The 21,175-nt window shown below is 55.3% G+C and carries 31 protein-coding genes; all 31 read left to right on the top strand.

What is annotated here, in order from left to right:
* The first annotated feature begins 72 nt into the window (after positions 1 to 72).
* The 31 genes from rpoC (at position 73) to rpsD (ending at position 21,146) form a co-directional block, all read left to right on the top strand.
* Complete coding sequence (rpoC, locus tag NLU14_RS13975; RefSeq protein WP_275707518.1) at positions 73 to 4,287, top strand: DNA-directed RNA polymerase subunit beta'; 4,215 nt, start codon at positions 73 to 75, stop codon at positions 4,285 to 4,287.
* Positions 4,288 to 4,455: 168 nt separating this feature from the next.
* Positions 4,456 to 4,830, top strand: a complete 375-nt coding sequence (gene rpsL, locus NLU14_RS13970) for a 30S ribosomal protein S12 (RefSeq protein ID WP_007154021.1) — start codon at positions 4,456 to 4,458, stop codon at positions 4,828 to 4,830.
* A gap of 113 nt (positions 4,831 to 4,943) precedes the next feature.
* Positions 4,944 to 5,414, top strand: coding sequence for a 30S ribosomal protein S7 (gene rpsG, locus NLU14_RS13965; protein ID WP_007154020.1), 471 nt, complete (start codon positions 4,944 to 4,946; stop codon positions 5,412 to 5,414).
* 18 nt (positions 5,415 to 5,432) lie between these two features.
* Entirely contained in the window at positions 5,433 to 7,538 is a 2,106-nt protein-coding gene (gene fusA / locus NLU14_RS13960) for an elongation factor G (protein ID WP_275707515.1), read from the top strand.
* Between the two features lie 35 nt (positions 7,539 to 7,573).
* A complete protein-coding gene (gene tuf / locus NLU14_RS13955) occupies positions 7,574 to 8,770 on the top strand; it encodes an elongation factor Tu (protein ID WP_275707513.1) in 1,197 nt (398 codons plus the stop codon).
* A gap of 188 nt (positions 8,771 to 8,958) precedes the next feature.
* Positions 8,959 to 9,270 (top strand): 30S ribosomal protein S10, encoded by a 312-nt coding sequence (gene rpsJ, locus NLU14_RS13950; RefSeq protein WP_077529290.1) that lies wholly within the window; start codon positions 8,959 to 8,961, stop codon positions 9,268 to 9,270.
* Between the two features lie 72 nt (positions 9,271 to 9,342).
* On the top strand, positions 9,343 to 9,981 hold the full coding sequence (gene rplC / locus NLU14_RS13945; RefSeq protein WP_275707511.1) for a 50S ribosomal protein L3: 639 nt from the start codon (positions 9,343 to 9,345) through the stop codon (positions 9,979 to 9,981).
* Positions 9,982 to 9,992: 11 nt separating this feature from the next.
* Positions 9,993 to 10,598, top strand: a complete 606-nt coding sequence (gene rplD, locus NLU14_RS13940; protein ID WP_275707509.1) for a 50S ribosomal protein L4 — start codon at positions 9,993 to 9,995, stop codon at positions 10,596 to 10,598.
* On the top strand, positions 10,595 to 10,888 hold the full coding sequence (gene rplW / locus NLU14_RS13935; RefSeq protein WP_007154014.1) for a 50S ribosomal protein L23: 294 nt from the start codon (positions 10,595 to 10,597) through the stop codon (positions 10,886 to 10,888). The genes rplD and rplW overlap by 4 nt, the downstream gene beginning before the upstream one ends.
* Before the next feature lie 17 nt (positions 10,889 to 10,905).
* Positions 10,906 to 11,733: a 50S ribosomal protein L2 gene (rplB, locus tag NLU14_RS13930; protein WP_007154012.1), complete on the top strand. Its 828-nt coding sequence runs from the start codon at positions 10,906 to 10,908 to the stop codon at positions 11,731 to 11,733.
* A gap of 23 nt (positions 11,734 to 11,756) precedes the next feature.
* Entirely contained in the window at positions 11,757 to 12,032 is a 276-nt protein-coding gene (rpsS, locus tag NLU14_RS13925; RefSeq protein ID WP_007154011.1) for a 30S ribosomal protein S19, read from the top strand.
* A 16-nt stretch (positions 12,033 to 12,048) separates the two neighbouring features.
* The gene (gene rplV / locus NLU14_RS13920) at positions 12,049 to 12,381 is read left to right on the top strand and encodes a 50S ribosomal protein L22 (protein ID WP_007154010.1); all 333 of its coding nucleotides are present in this window, start codon (positions 12,049 to 12,051) and stop codon (positions 12,379 to 12,381) included.
* An 11-nt stretch (positions 12,382 to 12,392) separates the two neighbouring features.
* Entirely contained in the window at positions 12,393 to 13,076 is a 684-nt protein-coding gene (rpsC, locus tag NLU14_RS13915; protein WP_007154009.1) for a 30S ribosomal protein S3, read from the top strand.
* A 12-nt stretch (positions 13,077 to 13,088) separates the two neighbouring features.
* Positions 13,089 to 13,502, top strand: coding sequence for a 50S ribosomal protein L16 (gene rplP, locus NLU14_RS13910; protein WP_007154008.1), 414 nt, complete (start codon positions 13,089 to 13,091; stop codon positions 13,500 to 13,502).
* Complete coding sequence (gene rpmC, locus NLU14_RS13905; protein ID WP_007154007.1) at positions 13,502 to 13,693, top strand: 50S ribosomal protein L29; 192 nt, start codon at positions 13,502 to 13,504, stop codon at positions 13,691 to 13,693. The genes rplP and rpmC overlap by 1 nt, the downstream gene beginning before the upstream one ends.
* A 1-nt stretch (position 13,694) precedes the next feature.
* Positions 13,695 to 13,961 carry a 30S ribosomal protein S17 gene (rpsQ, locus tag NLU14_RS13900; RefSeq protein WP_007154006.1) on the top strand — a complete coding sequence of 89 codons (267 nt, stop codon included), beginning with the start codon at positions 13,695 to 13,697 and terminating at the stop codon, positions 13,959 to 13,961.
* A 58-nt stretch (positions 13,962 to 14,019) separates the two neighbouring features.
* Positions 14,020 to 14,388 (top strand): 50S ribosomal protein L14, encoded by a 369-nt coding sequence (rplN, locus tag NLU14_RS13895; protein ID WP_007154005.1) that lies wholly within the window; start codon positions 14,020 to 14,022, stop codon positions 14,386 to 14,388.
* Positions 14,389 to 14,404: 16 nt separating this feature from the next.
* Positions 14,405 to 14,725 (top strand): 50S ribosomal protein L24, encoded by a 321-nt coding sequence (gene rplX, locus NLU14_RS13890; protein ID WP_135956417.1) that lies wholly within the window; start codon positions 14,405 to 14,407, stop codon positions 14,723 to 14,725.
* A 15-nt stretch (positions 14,726 to 14,740) separates the two neighbouring features.
* A complete protein-coding gene (gene rplE / locus NLU14_RS13885) occupies positions 14,741 to 15,280 on the top strand; it encodes a 50S ribosomal protein L5 (RefSeq protein ID WP_036203346.1) in 540 nt (179 codons plus the stop codon).
* Positions 15,281 to 15,292: 12 nt separating this feature from the next.
* The gene (gene rpsN, locus NLU14_RS13880) at positions 15,293 to 15,598 is read left to right on the top strand and encodes a 30S ribosomal protein S14 (protein WP_007154002.1); all 306 of its coding nucleotides are present in this window, start codon (positions 15,293 to 15,295) and stop codon (positions 15,596 to 15,598) included.
* Between the two features lie 89 nt (positions 15,599 to 15,687).
* Entirely contained in the window at positions 15,688 to 16,080 is a 393-nt protein-coding gene (gene rpsH / locus NLU14_RS13875; RefSeq protein ID WP_007154001.1) for a 30S ribosomal protein S8, read from the top strand.
* A 9-nt stretch (positions 16,081 to 16,089) separates the two neighbouring features.
* Positions 16,090 to 16,623, top strand: coding sequence for a 50S ribosomal protein L6 (gene rplF / locus NLU14_RS13870; protein WP_275707507.1), 534 nt, complete (start codon positions 16,090 to 16,092; stop codon positions 16,621 to 16,623).
* Between the two features lie 9 nt (positions 16,624 to 16,632).
* Complete coding sequence (gene rplR, locus NLU14_RS13865) at positions 16,633 to 16,980, top strand: 50S ribosomal protein L18 (protein WP_007153999.1); 348 nt, start codon at positions 16,633 to 16,635, stop codon at positions 16,978 to 16,980.
* A gap of 12 nt (positions 16,981 to 16,992) precedes the next feature.
* On the top strand, positions 16,993 to 17,493 hold the full coding sequence (rpsE, locus tag NLU14_RS13860; RefSeq protein WP_007153998.1) for a 30S ribosomal protein S5: 501 nt from the start codon (positions 16,993 to 16,995) through the stop codon (positions 17,491 to 17,493).
* 4 nt (positions 17,494 to 17,497) lie between these two features.
* Positions 17,498 to 17,686: a 50S ribosomal protein L30 gene (gene rpmD / locus NLU14_RS13855; protein WP_007153997.1), complete on the top strand. Its 189-nt coding sequence runs from the start codon at positions 17,498 to 17,500 to the stop codon at positions 17,684 to 17,686.
* A gap of 1 nt (position 17,687) precedes the next feature.
* Positions 17,688 to 18,122 (top strand): 50S ribosomal protein L15, encoded by a 435-nt coding sequence (gene rplO, locus NLU14_RS13850; RefSeq protein WP_275707505.1) that lies wholly within the window; start codon positions 17,688 to 17,690, stop codon positions 18,120 to 18,122.
* A 17-nt stretch (positions 18,123 to 18,139) separates the two neighbouring features.
* Positions 18,140 to 19,462 (top strand): preprotein translocase subunit SecY, encoded by a 1,323-nt coding sequence (secY, locus tag NLU14_RS13845; protein WP_275707503.1) that lies wholly within the window; start codon positions 18,140 to 18,142, stop codon positions 19,460 to 19,462.
* Positions 19,463 to 19,492: 30 nt separating this feature from the next.
* Complete coding sequence (gene rpmJ / locus NLU14_RS13840; RefSeq protein WP_008174902.1) at positions 19,493 to 19,606, top strand: 50S ribosomal protein L36; 114 nt, start codon at positions 19,493 to 19,495, stop codon at positions 19,604 to 19,606.
* Positions 19,607 to 19,747: 141 nt separating this feature from the next.
* Complete coding sequence (rpsM, locus tag NLU14_RS13835) at positions 19,748 to 20,104, top strand: 30S ribosomal protein S13 (RefSeq protein ID WP_027830890.1); 357 nt, start codon at positions 19,748 to 19,750, stop codon at positions 20,102 to 20,104.
* Between the two features lie 13 nt (positions 20,105 to 20,117).
* Positions 20,118 to 20,507, top strand: coding sequence for a 30S ribosomal protein S11 (rpsK, locus tag NLU14_RS13830; RefSeq protein WP_007153992.1), 390 nt, complete (start codon positions 20,118 to 20,120; stop codon positions 20,505 to 20,507).
* Between the two features lie 18 nt (positions 20,508 to 20,525).
* Positions 20,526 to 21,146 carry a 30S ribosomal protein S4 gene (gene rpsD, locus NLU14_RS13825; protein ID WP_275707501.1) on the top strand — a complete coding sequence of 207 codons (621 nt, stop codon included), beginning with the start codon at positions 20,526 to 20,528 and terminating at the stop codon, positions 21,144 to 21,146.
* Positions 21,147 to 21,175: the final 29 nt, after the last annotated feature.

Raw genomic sequence — 21,175 nt, 5'->3', positions numbered from 1 at the left:
ATTGTTTTTGGCAGCGTGAGCGGGTACCGGTCGGTACCCGCCCGAGAATAACGCCATCCGGAGCTGTTACTGATGAAAGATTTGCTGAATCTTCTCAAAAACCAGAACCAGAAGCAGGAATTTGACGCCATCCGTATTGGCCTGGCGTCTCCTGACATGATCCGTTCATGGTCTTTTGGTGAGGTCAAAAAGCCTGAGACCATCAACTACCGTACGTTCAAGCCTGAGCGTGACGGTCTTTTCTGTGCCAAGATCTTCGGCCCGATCAAGGATTACGAGTGCCTGTGCGGCAAGTACAAGCGCCTCAAGCACCGTGGTGTTATCTGCGAGAAGTGTGGTGTTGAAGTGGCACTGGCCAGTGTGCGTCGTGAGCGCATGGGTCACATCGAGCTCGCCAGCCCGGTCGCCCACATCTGGTTCCTGAAATCACTGCCGTCACGCATCGGTTTGATGCTGGACATGACCCTGCGCGATATTGAACGGGTTCTGTATTTCGAATCGTTCATCGTGATCGAGCCGGGTATGACAACCCTGGAGAAAGGGCAGCTGCTGAACGACGAGCAGTATTACGAAGCCCTGGAAGAGTTCGGCGACGAATTCGACGCCCGCATGGGTGCCGAAGCTGTCCAGGAACTGCTGGAAGGTATTGACCTGCAGGCGGAAGTTGAAGCCCTGCGCGAAGAGATTCCCCAGACTAATTCCGAAACCAAGATCAAGAAGTTCAGCAAGCGCCTGAAGATTCTTGAGGCCTTCCTGTACTCCGGCAACAAGCCGGGCGACATGGTCATGACCGTGCTGCCGGTTCTGCCGCCGGATCTTCGTCCGTTGGTACCGCTGGACGGTGGCCGTTTCGCGACGTCCGACCTGAACGACCTGTATCGCCGGGTGATCAACCGTAACAACCGCCTCAAGCGCCTGCTGGAGCTGAATGCTCCGGACATCATCGTGCGCAACGAGAAGCGGATGCTGCAGGAAGCCGTGGACGCACTGCTGGATAACGGCCGTCGTGGCCGTGCCATTACCGGCACCAACAAGCGCCCGCTGAAGTCCCTGGCTGACATGATCAAGGGTAAGCAGGGTCGCTTCCGTCAGAACCTGCTGGGTAAGCGTGTGGACTACTCCGGTCGTTCCGTGATCGTGGTGGGTCCCTACCTGCGCCTGCACCAGTGTGGCCTGCCGAAGAAGATGGCGCTGGAGCTGTTCAAGCCGTTTATTTTCTCCAAGCTTGAGCACCGTGGCCTGGCGACCACCATCAAGGCCGCCAAGAAGATGGTCGAGCGTGAGGAAGGCGTGGTCTGGGATATCCTGGACGAGGTCATCCGTGAGCACCCGATCATGCTGAACCGTGCTCCGACCCTTCACCGTCTCGGTATCCAGGCGTTTGAGCCGGTTCTGATCGAAGGTAAAGCGATTCAGCTGCACCCGCTGGTGTGTGCGGCCTACAACGCCGACTTCGACGGTGACCAGATGGCGGTACACGTACCGCTGACCCTGGAAGCCCAGCTCGAAGCCCGCGCGTTGATGATGTCCACCAACAACGTGCTGTCGCCCGCCAACGGCGAGCCGATCATTGTACCTTCCCAGGACGTGGTATTGGGCCTGTACTACATGACCCGTGAGCGCAAGAGCGCTGTCGGCGAAGGCATGGTGTTTGCGGATGTCAAGGAAGCCCATCGCGCCTACGGCGCCGGCAAGGTGGATCTCCAGGCCATCGTCAAGGTGCGCGTAAAGGAAGTGACCATCCAGGAAGACGGCGAGCGTACCGAAGAGTACAAGATCGTCGACACCACGGTTGGTCGTGCGCTGTTGTTCGACATCGTACCCGACGGCCTGTCCTTTGAGCTTGTTAACAAGCCTATGGTCAAGAAGGCGATCTCGAACCTGATCAACACCTGCTACCGTGACGCCGGTCTGAAGGATACCGTTATCTTCGCCGACCAGCTCATGTACATGGGTTATCACTACGCAACGGTTTCCGGTATCTCGATCGGTTTCAACGACTTCGAGATTCCTCCCGAGAAATACGAGCTGGTGGATGCCGCGTCCGAGGAAGTCAAAGACATCGAGACCCAGTACGCATCCGGTCTGCTGACCCAGGGTGAGAAGTACAACAAGGTCATCGATATCTGGTCTCGTGCCAACGACAAGGTGTCGAAGGCTATGATGGACCGGCTCTCCAAGGAGCAGGTGATCGGGCCAGACGGCAAGCCGGTTAAGGGTGAAAACGGCGAAGACCTCATGCAAGAGTCGTTCAACTCCGTCTACATGATGGCTGACTCCGGCGCCCGGGGTTCCGCAGCCCAGATCCGTCAGTTGGCCGGTATGCGTGGCCTGATGGCCAAGCCGGATGGCTCCATCATCGAAACGCCGATCACCGCGAACTTCCGTGAGGGTCTGAACGTACTCCAGTACTTCATCTCCACGCACGGTGCCCGTAAGGGTCTGGCGGATACGGCGCTGAAGACCGCCAACTCCGGTTATCTGACCCGCCGTCTGGTGGACGTATCCCAGGATCTGGTGGTTACCGAAACCGACTGTGGCACCGAAGAAGGTCTGCTGATGACGCCGCACATCGAAGGTGGCGACGTTGTTGTGCCACTGGGTGATCGTGTGCTTGGCCGTGTTACGGCCCGTGCAGCCTTTACGCCAACGGACAAGGACAATGCCGTTGTCGAGGCCGGTGTCCTGCTGGATGAAAAAGCGGTTGAATCCCTTGAACGTGCCGGTGTGGATGAGGTCTGGGTTCGCTCTGCGATTACCTGTGAGACCCGCCACGGTATCTGTTCCAAGTGTTATGGCCGTGACCTTGCCCGTGGCCACGAGGTCAACGTTGGTGAGGCCGTCGGTGTTATCGCGGCACAGTCCATCGGTGAGCCGGGTACCCAGCTGACCATGCGTACCTTCCACATTGGTGGTGCTGCGAGCCGGGCGTCCGCGGTCGACAATATCCAGGTCAAGCATGGCGGTACTGTTCGCCTGCACAACCTGAAGTCGATCGAGAAGAGTGACGGTACCCTGGTCGTGGTTTCCCGTTCCTCCGCGCTGGCCATTGCCGACGAGCAGGGCCGTGAGCGCGAGTGGTACAAGCTGCCCTACGGCGCAGTATTGTCCGTCAAGCACGGTGACACGGTTGAGGCCGGCGTTGCGGTTGCCAAGTGGGACCCGCACACGCACCCGATCATCGCCGAAGCGGAAGGTACCGCCAGGTTCGTCAACATGGATCAGGGCATCACTGTCCGTACCCAGACCGACGAACTGACCGGTCTTTCCACCATGGAGGTTATCGACCCGAAAGAACGCCCTGCTGCTGGTAAGGATATCCGTCCTGCCATCCAGTTGATTGATGACAAGGGCACGGATGTCGAGCTGCCGGGCGGTGGTACTGCGATCTTCTTCCTGCCGGCTAACGCGCTGGTCACCATGGCCAACGGTGCCAAGATAGAATTGGGTGACGTGGTTGCCCGTATTCCGCAGGAAAGCTCGAAGACCCGCGACATCACCGGCGGTCTGCCACGGGTTGCCGACCTGTTCGAGGCTCGTCGTCCGAAAGAGTCGTCCATCCTGGCTGAAGTCAGCGGTGTGGTGTCGTTCGGCAAGGAAACCAAGGGCAAGAAGCGCTTGGTCATCACGCCGAAGGATGCGGACCCGTATGAGGTTCTGATTCCCAAGCATCGTCAGATGAACGTGTTCGAGGGCGAGACGGTCGAGAAGGGTGAGGTTATTTCCGATGGCCCGTCCAACCCCCATGACATCCTGCGTCTTCTGGGTGTGGTTGCATTGGCGAAATACATCACCAATGAAATCCAGGACGTCTACCGTCTGCAGGGCGTTGTCATCAACGATAAGCATATCGAGGTTATCGTTCGACAGATGCTGCGTAAGGTAGAAATCACGGACGCCGGCGACACCAGCCTGCTGGGTGGTGATCAGGTTGAGATCACCCAGTTCATGGAAGAGAACGAGAAAGCGGAAGCGGCAGACAAGGAGCCCGCGCGATGCGAGCGTCTGCTGCTGGGTATTACCAAGGCGTCTCTGGCAACAGAGTCCTTTATCTCCGCGGCATCGTTCCAGGAAACCACGCGGGTTCTCACCGAAGGCGCCGTCACTGGCAAGCGGGACTACCTCCGCGGCCTGAAGGAGAACGTCGTGGTTGGTCGTCTGATTCCTGCGGGTACCGGTCTGGCCTACCATGCAGAGCGCAAGCGTAAGCGCGAGCTGGAAGAGCAGGGCGTGACTGCGGCGGATGTCGAAGAAGCCCTGAGTGCCGAACTCAACCGCGAAAGCTGAGTTGGCAGGCATCGCCACCCGCCGGTAGTTACGTACGCCGCGGGTGGTTAAAAAGAGATCAGTCATCTTGACTGTTCGGGGGCGCGGGCTTAAACTTGCGACCCTCAAATTTTACCCCCGCCTGTCGGGGGTAAGTTTCATTGTTACAGTTTTTTGGAGTTTGCTTACATGGCAACGATTAATCAGTTGGTGCGTAAGCCTCGTAAACGCAAGGCAGCCAAGAGCGACGTTCCTGCTCTGCAGGCTTGCCCGCAGCGCCGTGGTGTATGTACTCGTGTGTACACCACAACGCCGAAGAAGCCGAACTCAGCACTGCGTAAAGTGTGCCGTGTTCGTCTGACCAACGGCTACGAGGTTTCCTCATACATTGGTGGTGAAGGTCACAACCTTCAGGAGCACAGTGTTGTGCTGATCCGCGGCGGTCGAGTAAAAGACCTTCCGGGTGTGCGCTATCACACTGTTCGCGGAACACTGGACACCCAGGGTGTACAGAACCGTAAGCAGGGCCGCTCCAAGTATGGTGCAAAACGACCCAAGTCCTGATGTCCCACACGGGTGTCTTTTATCGTTGCTACGTAGAACGGTAAGAGTAAGGCTGAGTAGCTGATGCTATCTCAGGGGTTCCTGAAGACCTTTTAATAGATAAGGGCTTATCGATGCCTAGAAGAAGAGTTGCAGCAAAACGGGAAATTATCCCGGATCCTAAATTCGGCAGTGCACGGCTGGCCAAGTTCATCAACCATGTGATGGAAAGTGGCAAGAAAGCTGTTGCTGAGCGCATTGTTTATGGCGCGCTCGATATCGTTGCCGACAAGTCCAAGGAAGAGCCGATCGACATGTTCGAGAAGGCCCTGGAAAACATCCAGCCGATGGTTGAGGTTAAATCCCGTCGTGTGGGTGGTGCTACCTACCAGGTGCCTGTCGAAGTACGGCCTTCCCGTCAGAACGCGCTGGCCATGCGCTGGCTCGTAGAATATTCACGGAAACGTGGTGAAAAGTCCATGGCGCAGCGTCTGGCAGGCGAGATCCTGGATGCCGCTGATAGCAAGGGCTCCGCTGTTAAGAAGCGCGAAGACGTTCATCGCATGGCAGAAGCCAACAAGGCGTTCTCTCACTTCCGTTTCTAATCAGCCGAGGTTTATACAGTGGCACGCAAGACTCCGATTAAGAGATACAGAAACATTGGTATTGTTGCGCACGTTGATGCTGGCAAAACCACAACTACCGAGCGGGTACTGTTCTACACAGGTATTTCGCACAAAATCGGTGAAGTTCATGATGGCGCGGCAACCATGGACTGGATGGAGCAGGAGCAGGAGCGTGGTATCACCATCACGTCTGCTGCAACTACCTGTTTCTGGCAGGGCATGGACAAGCAGTATCCCGAGCACCGTATCAACATCATCGACACCCCGGGGCACGTTGACTTTACCATCGAGGTAGAGCGTTCCCTGCGCGTGCTCGACGGTGCTGTTGTAGTGTTCTGTGGCTCTTCAGGTGTTGAGCCGCAGTCCGAGACTGTCTGGCGTCAGGCCAACAAGTACGAAGTGCCCCGCATGGTGTTCGTCAACAAGATGGACCGTGCCGGTGCTAACTTCTTGCGCGTGGTTGCGCAGATCAAAAAGCGTTTGGGCGCAAACTGCGTTCCGGTTCAGTTGCCGATTGGTGCTGAGGAGAACTTTGCCGGCGTCATCGATCTGATTCGTAACAAGGCGATTTACTGGAACGAAGACGACGCTGGCGCAACCTATGACCAGCGCGAAGTTCCGGCGGAAATGGTCGACGAAGTGGCCAAGTACCGCGAAGAGATGATGGAAGCGGCTGCGGAAGCGAATGAAGAGCTGATGGAGCGCTACCTTGAAGAAGGTGAGCTGAACATCGACGACATCAAGAAAGGCCTGCGTATGCGTACGCTTGCCAACGAGATTGTCGTTGCGACCTGCGGTTCTGCCTTCAAGAACAAGGGCGTTCAGGCGGTTCTGGACTCCGTGATCGAATTTCTGCCAGCTCCGGATGAAGTCAAGGCGATCCGTGGTGAGGTCGACGAAGACGGAACCGAAGAAACCCGTCAGGCAGACGATGATGCTCCGTTCGCCGCTCTCGCCTTTAAGATTGCCACCGACCCCTTCGTTGGCACCCTGACGTTCTTCCGGGTATATTCCGGTAAGCTCGAATCTGGCAACGCGGTTTATAATTCCGTGAAGGCGAAGAAAGAGCGCGTTGGCCGAATGGTGCAGATGCACTCCAAAGATCGGCAGGAAATCAAAGAAGTATTGGCCGGCGACATTGCCGCCGCTATCGGCCTGAAGAACGTGACGACTGGTGATACCCTGTGTGATGAGAACCACAAGATTATTCTCGAGCGCATGGAGTTTCCGGACCCCGTCATCTCTGTAGCCGTTGAGCCCAAGTCCAAGGCTGACCAGGAAAAGATGGGTGTCGCTCTCGGTAAGCTGGCTCAGGAAGACCCGTCGTTCCAGGTTCGCACCGATGAAGAGTCTGGTCAGACCATCATTTCCGGTATGGGTGAGCTTCACCTCGATATCATCGTTGACCGCATGCGTCGCGAGTTCAAGGTGGAAGCGAACATTGGTAAGCCGCAAGTAGCTTACCGTGAGTGCATCCGCAAAAAGGTGGATGTTGAAGGCAAGTTCGTACGTCAGTCCGGTGGTCGTGGTCAGTATGGTCACGTCAAGCTGAAGCTTGAGCCGCTACCTCTAGACGAGGAAGATGGCGAGAACTTTATCTTTGTGAATGAAATCGTTGGTGGTGTGGTTCCCAAGGAATACATTCCCGCTGTCCAGCAGGGCATTGAAGAGCAGATGAAGAACGGCTGTCTGGCCGGTTATCCACTGCTGCGGATCAAGGCCACGCTGTATGATGGTTCCTACCATGATGTGGACTCCAACGAAATGGCGTTCAAGGTCGCCGGCTCTATGGCCATGAAGAAGGGCGCACTGGAAGCCAGTCCGGCCCTTCTTGAGCCTCTGATGAGGGTCGAGGTGGCTACCCCTGAAGAGTACATGGGTGACGTTGTCGGTGACCTGAACCGTCGTCGTGGTCTGGTCCAGGGTATGGAAGATACCCCGTCGGGCAAGACGATTCGTGCAGAGGTTCCGTTGTCGGAGATGTTCGGTTACGCCACCGACCTGCGTTCTGCAACGCAGGGTCGGGCGTCTTATGCGATGGAGTTCTCCCGCTATATGGAAGCTCCTTCGAACATTGCCGAAGCGATCATTAAAAAGGGTTGATCCCCAGGACTTAAGAAACAGGAAGAGGTGTAACCGTGTCTAAAGCAAAATTTGAGCGTAATAAGCCGCACGTAAACGTGGGCACCATTGGTCACGTAGACCATGGCAAGACCACGCTGACAGCCGCGCTGACTCGTGTGTGTCACGAAGTGTGGGGTACTGGTAGTGCAAGCGCATTCGATTCGATCGATAACGCACCGGAAGAGAAGGCGCGTGGTATTACCATCGCGACGTCTCACGTTGAGTATGATTCGCCGGCGCGCCACTATGCCCACGTAGACTGCCCGGGCCACGCTGACTATGTGAAGAACATGATCACGGGTGCGGCGCAGATGGACGGCGCGATCCTGGTTTGTTCCGCAGCTGACGGCCCCATGCCGCAGACTCGCGAGCACATCCTGCTGTCCCGTCAGGTAGGCGTTCCGTTCATCGTTGTGTTCCTGAACAAGGCGGACATGGTTGATGACGAGGAGCTGCTGGAGCTGGTCGAGATGGAAGTTCGCGAACTGCTGAGCCAGTACGACTTCCCGGGCGACGACACGCCGATCGTAACCGGTTCTGCGCTGATGGCGCTGGAAGGTAAGGACGACAACGAGATGGGAACTACCGCTGTTCGTAAGCTGGTAGAGGCCCTGGACGAGTACATCCCGGATCCGGAGCGTGCGATTGATCAGCCGTTCCTGATGCCGATTGAGGACGTTTTCTCGATCTCCGGTCGTGGTACTGTGGTGACCGGTCGTGTAGAGCGTGGCATCATCAAGGTGGGTGACGAAGTGGAAATCGTCGGTATCAAGGATACCGTGAAGACCGTTTGTACCGGCGTTGAGATGTTCCGCAAGCTGCTGGACGAAGGCCGTGCTGGTGAGAACGTTGGTGTACTGCTGCGTGGTACCAAGCGTGACGACGTAGAGCGTGGTCAGGTTCTGTGTGTGCCGGGCTCTATCAAGCCGCACACCAAGTTCGAGTGCGAAGTGTACGTACTGAGCAAAGAAGAAGGTGGTCGTCATACCCCGTTCTTTAAGGGTTACCGTCCGCAGTTTTACTTCCGTACCACCGACGTCACAGGTTCCTGTGAGCTGCCGGAGGGTGTGGAAATGGTAATGCCGGGTGACAACGTGAAGATGAGTGTTACCCTGATTGCTCCGATCGCCATGGAAGATGGTCTGCGCTTCGCGATTCGCGAAGGTGGCCGTACCGTTGGTGCCGGCGTAGTCTCAAAGATCATCGAATAATCCATTCGAGTGGTCTGAGGAAAAAGGGGCTGAAAGTCAGCCCCTTTTTCTGTTTCAGCCGCACAATCTGACCCGGTTGAGTCGCTGCTTATCGCAGTTGACACTGCTGGGTATTATGCATACAATGCGGCTCCTTTTTTTGAAGGTCGGCTAACTAGTAGCTGCTACGAGTGGAGTTTGGGTGCATCATGCAAAGCCAAAAAATTCGAATCCGGTTGAAGGCGTTTGATTACCGCCTGATCGACCAGTCAACGCAGGAGATTGTCGATACCGCCAAGCGGACCGGCGCTCAAGTGCGTGGACCAATCCCTCTGCCGACGCGGAAGGAAAAGTACACCATCCTGATCTCCCCGCACGTCAACAAAGACGCGCGCGATCAGTATGAGATTCGTACACACAAGCGTCTGCTGGACATCGTCGAGCCGACGGAAAAGACAGTAGATGCTTTGATGAAGCTGGATCTGGCAGCAGGTGTAGACGTTCAGATCAGCCTCGGCTAACCAAGCGGTTAGTCTGTGTAACTGTCATAAGGCCATAGAGGGTGAGAGCCCCGTACACTTAAGAGGTGAAACATGGCAATTGGAATTGTCGGTCGCAAGGCCGGTATGACCCGTATTTTTACGGAAGACGGGCAAGCGCTGCCCGTAACGGTAATCGAGGTTGAGCCCAACCGTATTACCCAGCTGAAAACTCTTGAAAGCGATGGCTATCGTGCGGTTCAGGTAACCGTTGGAAAGCGTCGTTCCTCTCGTGTGACTAAAAGCGAAGCGGGCCATTACGCCAAAGCCGGAGTAGAGGCAGGTCGTGGTCTGTGGGAATTCCGCCTCGCCGATGGCGAAGGTGAAGAGCTGGCCGCAGGCGGAGAAATTACCGCTTCCATCTTTGAAGATGGCCAGGTCGTGGATGCTGTTGGTCAGTCCAAGGGTAAAGGTTTCCAGGGCGGCGTTAAGCGCTGGAACTTCTCCATGCAGGACGCCACACACGGTAACTCCCTTTCTCATCGTGCTCCGGGTTCTATCGGTCAGAACCAGACTCCGGGCAAGGTATTCAAGGGCAAAAAGATGGCGGGCCAGATGGGCAATGCGCAGGTGACTGTGCAGAACCTGCAAGTCGTCCGTGTCGACGCCGAGCGCAACCTTCTGCTGATTCGTGGTGCCGTTCCGGGCGCGACCGGCGGAAATGTTGTCATCAAGCCTGCAGTTAAAGCCTGAGGAGCGGTGCGATGGAATTGACTATTACAGGTAGCGGTAAGGGAATCTCGGTTTCCGACGCTGCATTTGCCAAAGATTTTAACGAGTCGCTGGTTCACCAGGTGGTTACTGCTTATATGGCAGGCGCCCGCCAGGGAACCAAGGCTCAAAAGACACGTTCCGAAGTCGCTGGTGGTGGCAAAAAGCCATGGCGCCAGAAGGGCACTGGTCGTGCCCGTGCCGGTACAATCCGTAGCCCGATCTGGCGCTCCGGTGGTGTGACCTTCGCAGCAAAGCCTCGCGATTTCGAGCAGAAGGTTAACCGTAAGATGTACCGCGCAGCGATGCGCTCCATTTTTTCCGAGCTGGTTCGCCAGGAGCGTCTGGTAGTGGTTGACGAAATGAACGTCGACACTCCCAAGACCAAGGCGTTCACTGCCAAGCTGAAGGATCTCGGTGTTAACAACGCTCTGATTCTGTCCGACAGTATTGAGCAGAACCTGCATCTGGCCGCCCGTAACATTCCGCACGTCGACGTGCGTGACGTTGCAGGCCTGGATCCGGTTAGCCTGGTTGCCTATGAGAAGGTCGTGGTGACTGTTCCCGCTCTGAAGAAAATCGAGGAGATGCTGGGATGAATCAGGAACGTATTTACAAGGTTCTTCTTGGGCCACACGTATCAGAGAAAGCCTCTCTGGTAGCGGAAAGTGGCCAGGTGGTATTTCGTGTAGCACCTGACGCAACAAAGCCCGAGATCAAAAAAGCCGTTGAGCAGCTGTTCAACGTCACCGTCGAAGGTGTTCAGGTTCTGAACCGTAAGGGTAAGCTCAAGCGTACCGTTCGCGGCTTCGGCAAGCGTGCTGACATTCGTAAGGCTTATGTGAAGCTTGCGGACGGTCAGGACATTGATTTTCTGGATGTGGAATAAGGTAAAGGGGTCGTAAAATGCCGATCGTCAAAACCAAGCCAACATCTGCCGGCCGCCGTCACGTTGTTAAGCTCTTTAACCCTGATCTTCACAAGGGGCGCCCTTACGAGCCGTTGGTAGAAACTCTTAGTAAATCGGGTGGTCGTAACCATTTTGGTCGCATCACTACCCGTCACATTGGTGGTGGCCACAAGAAGCACTACCGTGTCATCGACTTTAAGCGGACCAAAGATGGTATTCCGGCGACTATTGAGCGCCTGGAATACGATCCTAACCGCTCGGCGCACATTGCGCTGATCAAGTACGCCGATGGCGAGCGTCGTTACATTATCGCTCCCAAAGGCATGCAGATCGGCGATCCTGTGCGCTCCGGCATCGACGCGCCGATTAAAGTAGGAAGCACGCTTCCGCTCCGGAATATTCCGGTCGGTTCCGTGATTCACTGCGTCGAAATCAAGCCTGGCAAAGGTGCTCAGCTGGCTCGCTCCGCGGGCGCATCCGTACAGCTGGTTGCTCGGGAAGGGGCTTATGCCACCATCCGCCTGCGTTCAGGTGAAATGCGTAAGGTGCTTGTTGACTGTCGCGCAACATTGGGCGAAGTGTCCAACAGCGAGCACAGTCTCAAGCAGCTTGGTAAAGCGGGTGCATCACGTTGGCGCGGTAAACGTCCAACAGTACGTGGTGTTGCTATGAACCCAGTTGACCACCCACATGGTGGTGGTGAAGGGCGTACCTCTGGCGGGCGTCACCCGGTTACTCCGTGGGGTGTTCCGACCAAAGGGCATAAGACTCGTAAGAACAAACGTACTGACAAGATGATAGTACGTCGTCGTTCAGCCAAGTAAACGACTACATAGAGGTAAATGCTGTGCCACGTTCTTTGAAGAAAGGTCCTTTTATAGACCTGCATCTGTTGAAGAAGGTCGAGGCAGCTCTGGAAGCGAACGACAAGCGACCGATCAAAACCTGGTCCCGCCGGTCGACAGTGTTTCCGGAGATGGTAGGCCTGACCATTGCAGTCCACAACGGCAAGCAACACGTGCCGGTTTATGTCACCGAAGATATGGTTGGGCATAAGCTGGGTGAGTTCGCGGCAACGCGTACTTATCGTGGTCATGCGGCCGACAAGAAAGCTAAACGCTGATTGTGAGGTAATAGAAATGGAAGTAGCAGCCAAGTACAAGGGCGCTCGCCTCTCAGCTCAGAAAGCGCGTCTTGTCGCTGACCAAGTACGCGGCAAGGCTGTTGAGGACGCCCTGAACATTCTGACTTTCAGCCCTAAGAAGGCAGCGGTCATTCTCAAGAAAGCGCTTGAGTCTGCCATTGCCAACGCTGAGCACAACGAAGGTCTGGACGTAGATGATCTGCGGGTTTCCACTGTTATGGTGGATGAGGGTCCGACGCTCAAGCGAATCAAAGCTCGAGCCAAGGGGCGCGCTGACCGGATTTTCAAGCGCACCTGCCATATCACCGTCAAGGTCGCCGACAAGTAGGAGATGCTCAGATGGGTCATAAAGTAAATCCAACCGGCATGCGCCTGGGTGTGATCAAAGAGCACAACTCAGTTTGGTATGCGGAAAAAGCGGAATACGCGAACAACCTGTTGAACGATATTCAGGTTCGTGAATTCCTCGACAAGCGTCTGGTCAAGGCGTCTGTCAGCAAGATTGTGATCGAGCGCCCGGCTCAGAACGCCCGTATCACGATCCATACAGCCCGTCCCGGTATCGTTATCGGTAAGAAGGGTGAAGATGTTGACCGTCTGCGTCGCGAAGTCAGCGACATGATGGGTGTGCCTGTGCACATCAACATCGAAGAAGTCCGCAAGCCGGACCTGGATGCCCGCCTGGTCGCGCAGAACGTTGCCGGTCAGCTGGAGCGTCGTGTGATGTTCCGTCGCGCCATGAAGCGTGCGGTACAGAATGCCATGCGCCAGGGTGCCAAGGGCATCAAGATCCAGGTAGGCGGTCGTCTCGGGGGTGCTGAAATTGCCCGTTCCGAGTGGTATCGCGAAGGTCGTGTACCGCTGCACACACTGCGTGCAGATATTGATTACTCGACCTACGAAGCGAAAACCACTTACGGCATTATCGGCGTCAAGGTATGGATCTTCAAAGGTGAGATTCTTGGTGGTATGGAGCAGGTCCGTGCTGACAAGAAAGCCTCTGGGAAGAAAGGTTCTAAGTAAAGGGGCACTCAAATGCTGCAACCAAAACGCACCAAATTTCGCAAGGTAATGAAAGGCCGTAACACCGGTCTTGCTCACCGTGCTAACAAGGTGAGCTTCGGTGAATACGGATTGAAGGCGACAAGCCGTGGACGTATAACTGCGCGCCAGATTGAGGCTGCGCGTCGTACCATGACTCGCCGCATCAAGCGGGGCGGTAAGATCTGGATCCGGATTTTCCCGGACAAGCCGATCTCCAGCAAGCCGCTCGAAGTACGAATGGGTAAAGGTAAGGGTTCTGTCGAGTACTGGGTGGCTGAAATTCAGCCTGGCCGGATGTTGTATGAGATGGAAGGTGTCTCCGAGGAGATCGCTCGCGACGCGTTCACTCTTGCTGCGGCCAAGCTGCCCGTACAGACCACCTTTGTAACGAGGACGGTGATGTGATGAAAGCAACAGAGCTGCGTGACAAGTCAGTCGAGGAGCTGAACAAAGAGCTGATCGACCTCCTGAAGGAGCAGTTCAACCTGCGCATGCGTAAGGCGACAGGTCAGCTGAATCAGTCTCATCTTCTTCCGAAGGTGAAGCGTGACATTGCTCGCGTGAAAACAGTTATGAATGAAAAGGCAGGACAGTAACATGACTGAAGCTACCCAAACTGCCAGAACCCTGAGCGGCAAGGTCGTGAGCAACAAAATGGAGAAATCCATTGTGGTTCTGGTTGAGCGCCAGGTTAAGCATCCTCTGTACGGTAAGTACATGAAGCGTTCATCCAAAATTCACGCTCACGACGAGAGCAATCAGTGCAACATCGGTGACACCGTTACAATCCAGGAAACCCGCCCGGTCTCCAAGACCAAAAGCTGGGCTCTGGTGGAAGTCACCGAACGCGCATCGAAGGTGTAACTCGCCCGGACGGTGAGTCTTGTCGTAACGGCAAAGTGGTTTCTGCTGGAGAATAACCATGATTCAGACTCAAACAATGCTTGAAGTCGCGGACAACAGTGGTGCACGTCAGGTTATGTGCATCAAGGTCCTGGGCGGTTCACATCGGCGTTATGCCAGCGTTGGGGATATCATCAAGGTGACCGTTAAGGAAGCCATCCCCCGCGGTAAAGTGAAAAAAGGCCAGGTCCTGAAAGCTGTCGTTGTACGTACCCGTAAAGGTGTGCGTCGTCCCGACGGGTCGCTTATTCGTTTCGACGGAAACGCGGCAGTACTTCTGAACAATCAGGACGCACCAATTGGTACCCGTATCTTCGGACCGGTTACCCGTGAACTGCGAAATGAGAAGTTCATGAAAATTATTTCACTGGCACCCGAAGTACTTTAAGGACCAGAGGCCGGTTATGAAAAAGATCAAACGAGATGACGAAGTAATCGTCACTACGGGGAAAGACCAAGGCAAACGTGGTAAAGTCCTGAAGGTTCAGGACGATGGCCGGGTTGTTGTTTCCGGGATCAATATGATCAAGAAGCACACCAAGCCGAACCCGATGTCTGGCACCCCAGGTGGCATCGTCGAAAAAGAAGCACCTATCCAGGCTTCCAACGTGGCTATTTTTAATCCGCAGACCGGCAAAGCCGATCGCGTAGGCTTCCAGATCAAGGAAGACGGCGCCAAAGTGCGGATATTTAAGTCCACGAAAGAAGTCGTCGATAACCAGTAAGCGGTGGTGGTTACGATGCTTAACATGAAAGAGCAGTACAGTAAGGAAGTGGTACCCGCCCTGCAGAAAGAGTTCAGCTACAAGAACATCATGCAGGTGCCGCGTATCGAAAAGATCACCCTGAACATGGGTGTCGGCGAAGCGGTCGGTGACAAGAAGCTGATTGAGAATGCCGTGGCGGATCTTGAGCGCCTGGCTGGTCAGAAAGCGGTTGTCACCCTGGCACGTAAATCCGTTGCGGGTTTCAAAATCCGTGAAGGTTGGCCGATCGGTTGTAAAGTTACGCTGCGCGGTGAGCGCATGTGGGATTTCTTTGATCGTCTGGTTCACATTGCGGTACCCCGCATTCGTGACTTCCGCGGTCTGAATCCCAAGTCCTTCGATGGTCGCGGTAACTACAGCATGGGTGTGCGTGAGCAGATCATTTTCCCCGAGATCGAGTACGACAGAGTCGACAAGATCCGTGGTCTTGACATCACCATTACCACCACAGCCGGTACCGACGATGAAGGTCGCGAACTGCTGAAAGCCTTCGGCTTTCCGTTCAAGAAATAAGGAACGAGTGTAATGGCTAAGGTTTCCATGAAGAACCGCGAGTTCAAGCGCGAGAAAACCGTTGCGAAGTATGCAGCGAAGCGTGCTGAGCTCAAGGCGATTATCAAGAACCCGAATACCAGCGATGATGACCGTTGGGATGCACAGATGAAGCTTCAACAGCTTCCTCGTGATGCGTCTCCCTCGCGTCTTCGTAATCGTTGCCAGGTTACAGGTCGTCCCCATGGCGTTCTGCGCAAGTTCAAGCTGTCACGTATCAAATTGCGTGAAGCTGGCATGCGCGGTGATGTCCCGGGCCTGACCAAAGCAAGCTGGTAAGGCAGGTACTCTGACCGCAGGTCAGGTGCCCGTTGGTAAGCGGTGCGGCGCGCCGCTGCACAACTAAAAAGATCAGGAGACTCATACCAATGAGTATGCAAGATACGCTTGCGGATATGTTTACCCGTATCCGTAATGCACAGATGGCACAGAAGGCCGATGTGGCCATGCCGTCTTCAAAGATGAAGATCTCCGTAGCCCAGGTCCTCAAGGACGAAGGTTACGTAGCCGATTTTTCCGTCTCAGCTGACGCGAAGCCCGAGCTGACCATTAACCTCAAGTATTTCGGTGGTAAGCCGGTTATTGAGGAAATCAAGCGGGTCAGCCGTCCGAGTCTGCGCCAGTACAAGGGCGCTGGGGAGCTGCCGAAAGTATCCGGTGGTCTGGGAGTCGCGATTGTCTCTACGTCCAAGGGCGTAATGACAGACCGCGCTGCACGTGCTGCCGGCGTGGGTGGCGAAGTCATCTGCACCGTATTTTAGGAGATACACATGTCCAGGGTTGCCAATAATCCTGTCGTGCTGCCTTCCGGTGTTGAGGTTAAGCTGAACGGACAGGAAATTAATGTGAAGGGGTCCAAGGGATCACTTCAATTCACCATCCACCATGTGGTAGACGTGACGCAGGAAGAGAATATTCTGCGCTTCGCAGCCCGTGATGGAGCCAAACAGTCCCGCGCTCTTGCTGGTACTACCCGCGCATTGGTCAACAACATGGTGACCGGTGTGTCTACAGGCTTCGAGCGCAAGCTCGCGCTGACGGGCGTAGGCTACCGTGCCCAGGCGCAAGGTAAGAAGCTCAATCTGACACTGGGTTTCTCACACCCGGTAGAATATGAGCTGCCCGAGGGGATTACCGCTGAAACTCCGTCCAATACGGAAGTTGTGATTCGCGGAATCGACAAGCAACAGGTTGGCCAGGTCGCTGCTGAGATCCGTGCATTCCGTCCGCCAGAGCCTTACAAGGGCAAGGGTGTGCGTTATGCGGATGAGCAGGTCAGACGCAAAGAAGCCAAGAAGAAATAAGGCGGGACTATGAGCGCGAATAACGAAAGATTGCGTCGCGCACGCAAAGTGCGCATGAAGATCCGTAAGCTGGGCACCAACCGCCTGTGTGTACATCGTACACCCCGGCATATGTACGCCCAGGTTACGACTGCAGACGGCAGCAAGGTGCTGGCGGCTGCCTCCACGTTGGATAAGGACCTGCGCCAGGGTGCAACCGGTAACGTGGACGCTGCCAAAAAGGTCGGTCAGCTGATTGCTGAGCGTGCCAAGGCAGCAGGTGTAGAGCAGGTCGCTTTTGACCGCTCCGGTTACCGTTATCATGGTCGCGTCCAGGCTCTGGCCGACGCAGCCCGTGAAGCTGGCTTGCAATTCTAAGAGGTGGAGAAGATGAGCGTTAACGAACAGAAGGCGCCTGAGCTCCAGGAGAAGCTGGTTCAGGTCAATCGCGTCGCCAAGGTTGTTAAAGGCGGTCGTATTTTTGCCTTCACTGCACTGACTGTAGTGGGTGATGGTAAAGGGCGCGTTGGTTTCGGTCGTGGCAAAGCACGTGAAGTGCCGGTTGCGATCCAGAAAGCGATGGAAGCTGCACGCAAGAACATGGTCGACATTCCGCTTGACGGAAATACCCTGCAGTACGCGGTTAAAGCGCAGCATGGTGGCTCCAAGGTCTACATGCAGCCTGCATCAGAAGGTACCGGTATCATCGCCGGTGGTGCGATGCGTGCGGTACTGGAAGTAGCGGGTGTGCAGAACGTACTGTCCAAGTGTTATGGGTCTACCAACCCGGTGAACGTGGTACGTTCCACCATCAAGGGTCTCCAGGCAACTCAAGCGCCTGAAGATATTGCAGCCAAGCGCGGTAAATCCGTGGAAGAGATTCTGGGTTGAAGTCATGGCGAACGCAAAAACGATCAAAGTAACACTGACCCGCAGCCCCATCGGCTGTCAGCCCAAGCACAAACTGTGCGTCAAGGGCCTGGGTCTCCGTAAAATCGGTCACACCGTGGAAGTGGAAGATACACCGTCCATCCGCGGTATGATCAACCGGGTTAACTACCTGGTGCAGGTAGAGGAGAACTAAGATGCGTCTGAACGAACTTAGTCCGGAACCTGGTTCACGTCCCGCCGCCAAGCGCGTGGGTCGCGGTATCGGTAGCGGCCTCGGCAAGACCGGCGGTCGTGGTCACAAGGGTCTGAAAGCCCGTTCTGGCGGCAGTGTCGCTCCCGGTTTCGAGGGTGGTCAGCAGCCGTTGGCCCGTCGTCTGCCGAAATTCGGTTTCACCTCGCGCCAGCAGCGCTATGTGGCTGAAATTCGTCTGAACGAACTGGCGAAAGTAGACGGTGACGTAGCCGATCTCGATGCCCTGAAGAAAGCTGACATCATTCGCGAAGAAATTCGTGAAGCGAAGGTCATTCTGTCCGGCGAACTGAGCCGTGCTGTGACCGTCAAGGGTCTGAAAGTGACCAAAGGCGCACGCGAGGCGATCTCTGCCGCGGGCGGTAAAGTCGAAGACTAAGGCGAGTCGAGGACTAAATGGCCAAGAACGCATCATTGCCTGCGGGCGCGGGAAAAGGACTGGCAGAGCTGCGATCGCGGCTCTGGTTTGTCTTCCTGGCACTGTTGGTGTACCGCATAGGTGCCCATATACCGGTTCCGGGTATCAACCCCGATCGCCTTGCGGCGCTGTTTGAGCAGAATCAGGGCACGATCCTGAGCATGTTCAACATGTTTTCCGGTGGTGCACTTGAGCGGATGAGTATCTTCGCACTTGGTATCATGCCGTATATTTCGGCCTCTATTATCATGCAGCTCATGACGGCGGTCAGTCCGACGCTTGAGCAGTTGAAGAAAGAGGGCGAAGCTGGTCGTCGCAAGATCAGCCAGTACACTCGGTATGGTACGGTTATCCTGGCCCTGGTTCAGGGCTTTGGTATTTCTGTCGGGCTGGCATCACAAGGTGTGACCTTTAACGACAGCTTCAGCTTCCACTTTGTGGCGGTTGTGTCTTTCGTCAGTGGTGCCGTGTTCATGATGTGGCTGGGTGAGCAGATCACCGAGCGCGGCGTTGGTAACGGTATTTCGTTGCTGATTTTTGCTGGCATTGTTGCGGGTTTGCCCGGGGCCATTGGCCAGACGCTGGAGCAGGCACGTAATGGCGAAATGAGCCTGCTGGTGGTTCTGGGTATCGCTATCCTGGCCATTGCCGTGGTTGGCTTTGTGGTGTTCATGGAGCGCGGACAGCGTCGCCTGACCATTAACTACGCCAAACGGCAGCAGGGTCGTCGGGTATTTGCCCAACAATCCAGCCATTTACCGTTGAAGGTGAACATGGCCGGCGTTATCCCGCCGATCTTTGCCTCTTCCATTCTGCTGTTCCCGGCATCGCTGGGACAGTGGTTCGGTCAAGGCGAAGGTATGGAGTGGCTGAGTGATATTTCCCAGGCACTGGCTCCCAGTCAGCCCCTGTACATCATTCTGTTCGCGGCAGCAGTGGTATTCTTCTGCTTCTTCTATACAGCGTTGATGTACAACCCGAAAGAAGTTGCGGATAACCTCAAGCGCTCAGGCGCCTTTATTCCGGGCATCCGTCCGGGTGATCAGACTGCCAAGTATATTGACGGCGTACTGACTCGCCTGACACTGTTCGGTGCAATGTACATTGCAGCAGTTTCCCTGTTCCCTCAGTTCCTGATGGTGGCCGGGAATGTTCCGTTCTATCTGGGCGGCACGTCACTGCTGATTGTTGTAGTCGTGGTGATGGATTTCATGGCTCAGGTTCAGTCGCACCTGATGTCTCATCAATATGATTCGTTGATGAAGAAGTCCAATCTCAAGGGCTATGGTCGGAACGGTTAATCCCGTTCCCCTTGAAAACTGGAGTCGACAATGAAAGTACGCGCTTCGGTAAAGAAAATTTGCCGTAACTGCAAAGTAATTCGTCGCAATGGCTCGGTACGGGTCATTTGCTCGGAGCCTCGTCACAAGCAGCGTCAGGGTTAATCCTTACGGATTCAGCACTGATATTGCAGAGGGTACGATTAATGGCGCTTGACCTCGGATGGGGTCAGGCGCTATTATTTCGCGCCCTTTTATAGTGGCGGAAAATTCACACAGCAAAGCTTTGAACGCGGAGTAATTTGGATGGCACGTATAGCCGGTGTCAATATACCCGATCACAAACATGCTGTTATCTCGCTGACTTACATTTTTGGAGTCGGCCGGACAGCAGCCCAGAAGCTTTGCGATGCAACCGGCGTCAAGCCGGACGTCAAGGTCAAAGACCTGTCCGACGAGCAGCTTGAGTCACTTCGTACAGAAGTAGGCAAGCTGGCCGTCGAAGGCGATCTGCGTCGTGAAGTTCAGATGAACATTAAGCGTTTGAAGGATCTCGGTTGCCACCGTGGTCTGCGTCATCGTCATGGCCTTCCGGTCCGTGGCCAGCGCACAAAGACCAACGCACGCACCCGTAAAGGTCCTCGCAAACCTATTCGTAAGTAACAGGTAGGCAAACATGGCAAAGCCAGGTACACGTACCCGTAAAAAGGTGAAAAAGACGGTTGTTGATGGCGTCGCGCACATTCACGCGTCCTTCAACAACACTATCGTGACCATTTCTGACCGTCAGGGCAACGTACTGTCCTGGGCCACTTCCGGTGGTTCTGGTTTCCGTGGGTCACGCAAGAGTACACCTTTTGCTGCGCAGGTAGCAGCTGAAAGAGCCGGTAATGCGGCTGCTGAATACGGCCTTAAAAACCTGGACGTAGAGGTTAAAGGTCCGGGGCCCGGACGTGAATCTGCAGTTCGCGCGCTGAATGCGTGTGGCTACAAGATCACAAACATCACTGATGTGACGCCGATTCCCCATAACGGTTGTCGTCCGCCCAAAAAGCGCCGCGTCTAACACAGGAGACAGTGAATTATGGCTCGTTACATAGGCCCGAAGTGCAAGCTGTCTCGTCGTGAAGGGACAGATCTTTTTCTGAAGAGCGGTGTTCGCGCGCTTGATTCAAAGTGCAACATCGAGACTCCGCCGGGTATGCACGGCGCGCGTCGCGGTCGTCTGTCCGAATATGGCGTACAGCTTCGTGAAAAGCAGAAGGTCCGTCGTATCTACGGCGTACTGGAAAAGCAATTCCGCAACTATTACAAAGAGGCCGCCCGCATCAAGGGTGCAACCGGTGAGAACCTGTTGCAGCTGCTGGAAGGTCGTCTTGATAACGTTGTTTATCGCATGGGTTTTGGTTCTACCCGTGCTGAGTCCCGTCAGCTCGTTTCTCACAAATCGATCCTGGTCAACGATAAGCTGGTGAATATCCCGTCTTATCAGGTCAAGCCAGGGGATGTTGTGAGCGTGCGTGAGAAGGCAAAAAACCAGCTTCGCGTTAAAGGCGCTCTGGATCTGTCTTCCAGCCGCGCACCGGTGAGCTGGGTAGAGGTCGACGCCAGCAAGATGTCCGGCGTTTACAGGTCAGTGCCTGAGCGCACTGAATTGCCGGCCGACATCAACGAGAACCTCATCGTCGAGCTTTACTCCAAGTAAAGCCCAGTTAGCAACGAGAGCAATTAGGG

Source organism: Marinobacter iranensis (genome assembly GCF_029207565.1).
Taxonomy (GTDB): domain Bacteria; phylum Pseudomonadota; class Gammaproteobacteria; order Pseudomonadales; family Oleiphilaceae; genus Marinobacter; species Marinobacter iranensis.
The sequence above is the reverse complement of the archived record's forward strand: the minus strand, read 5'-3'. Positions and strand labels throughout refer to the sequence as shown.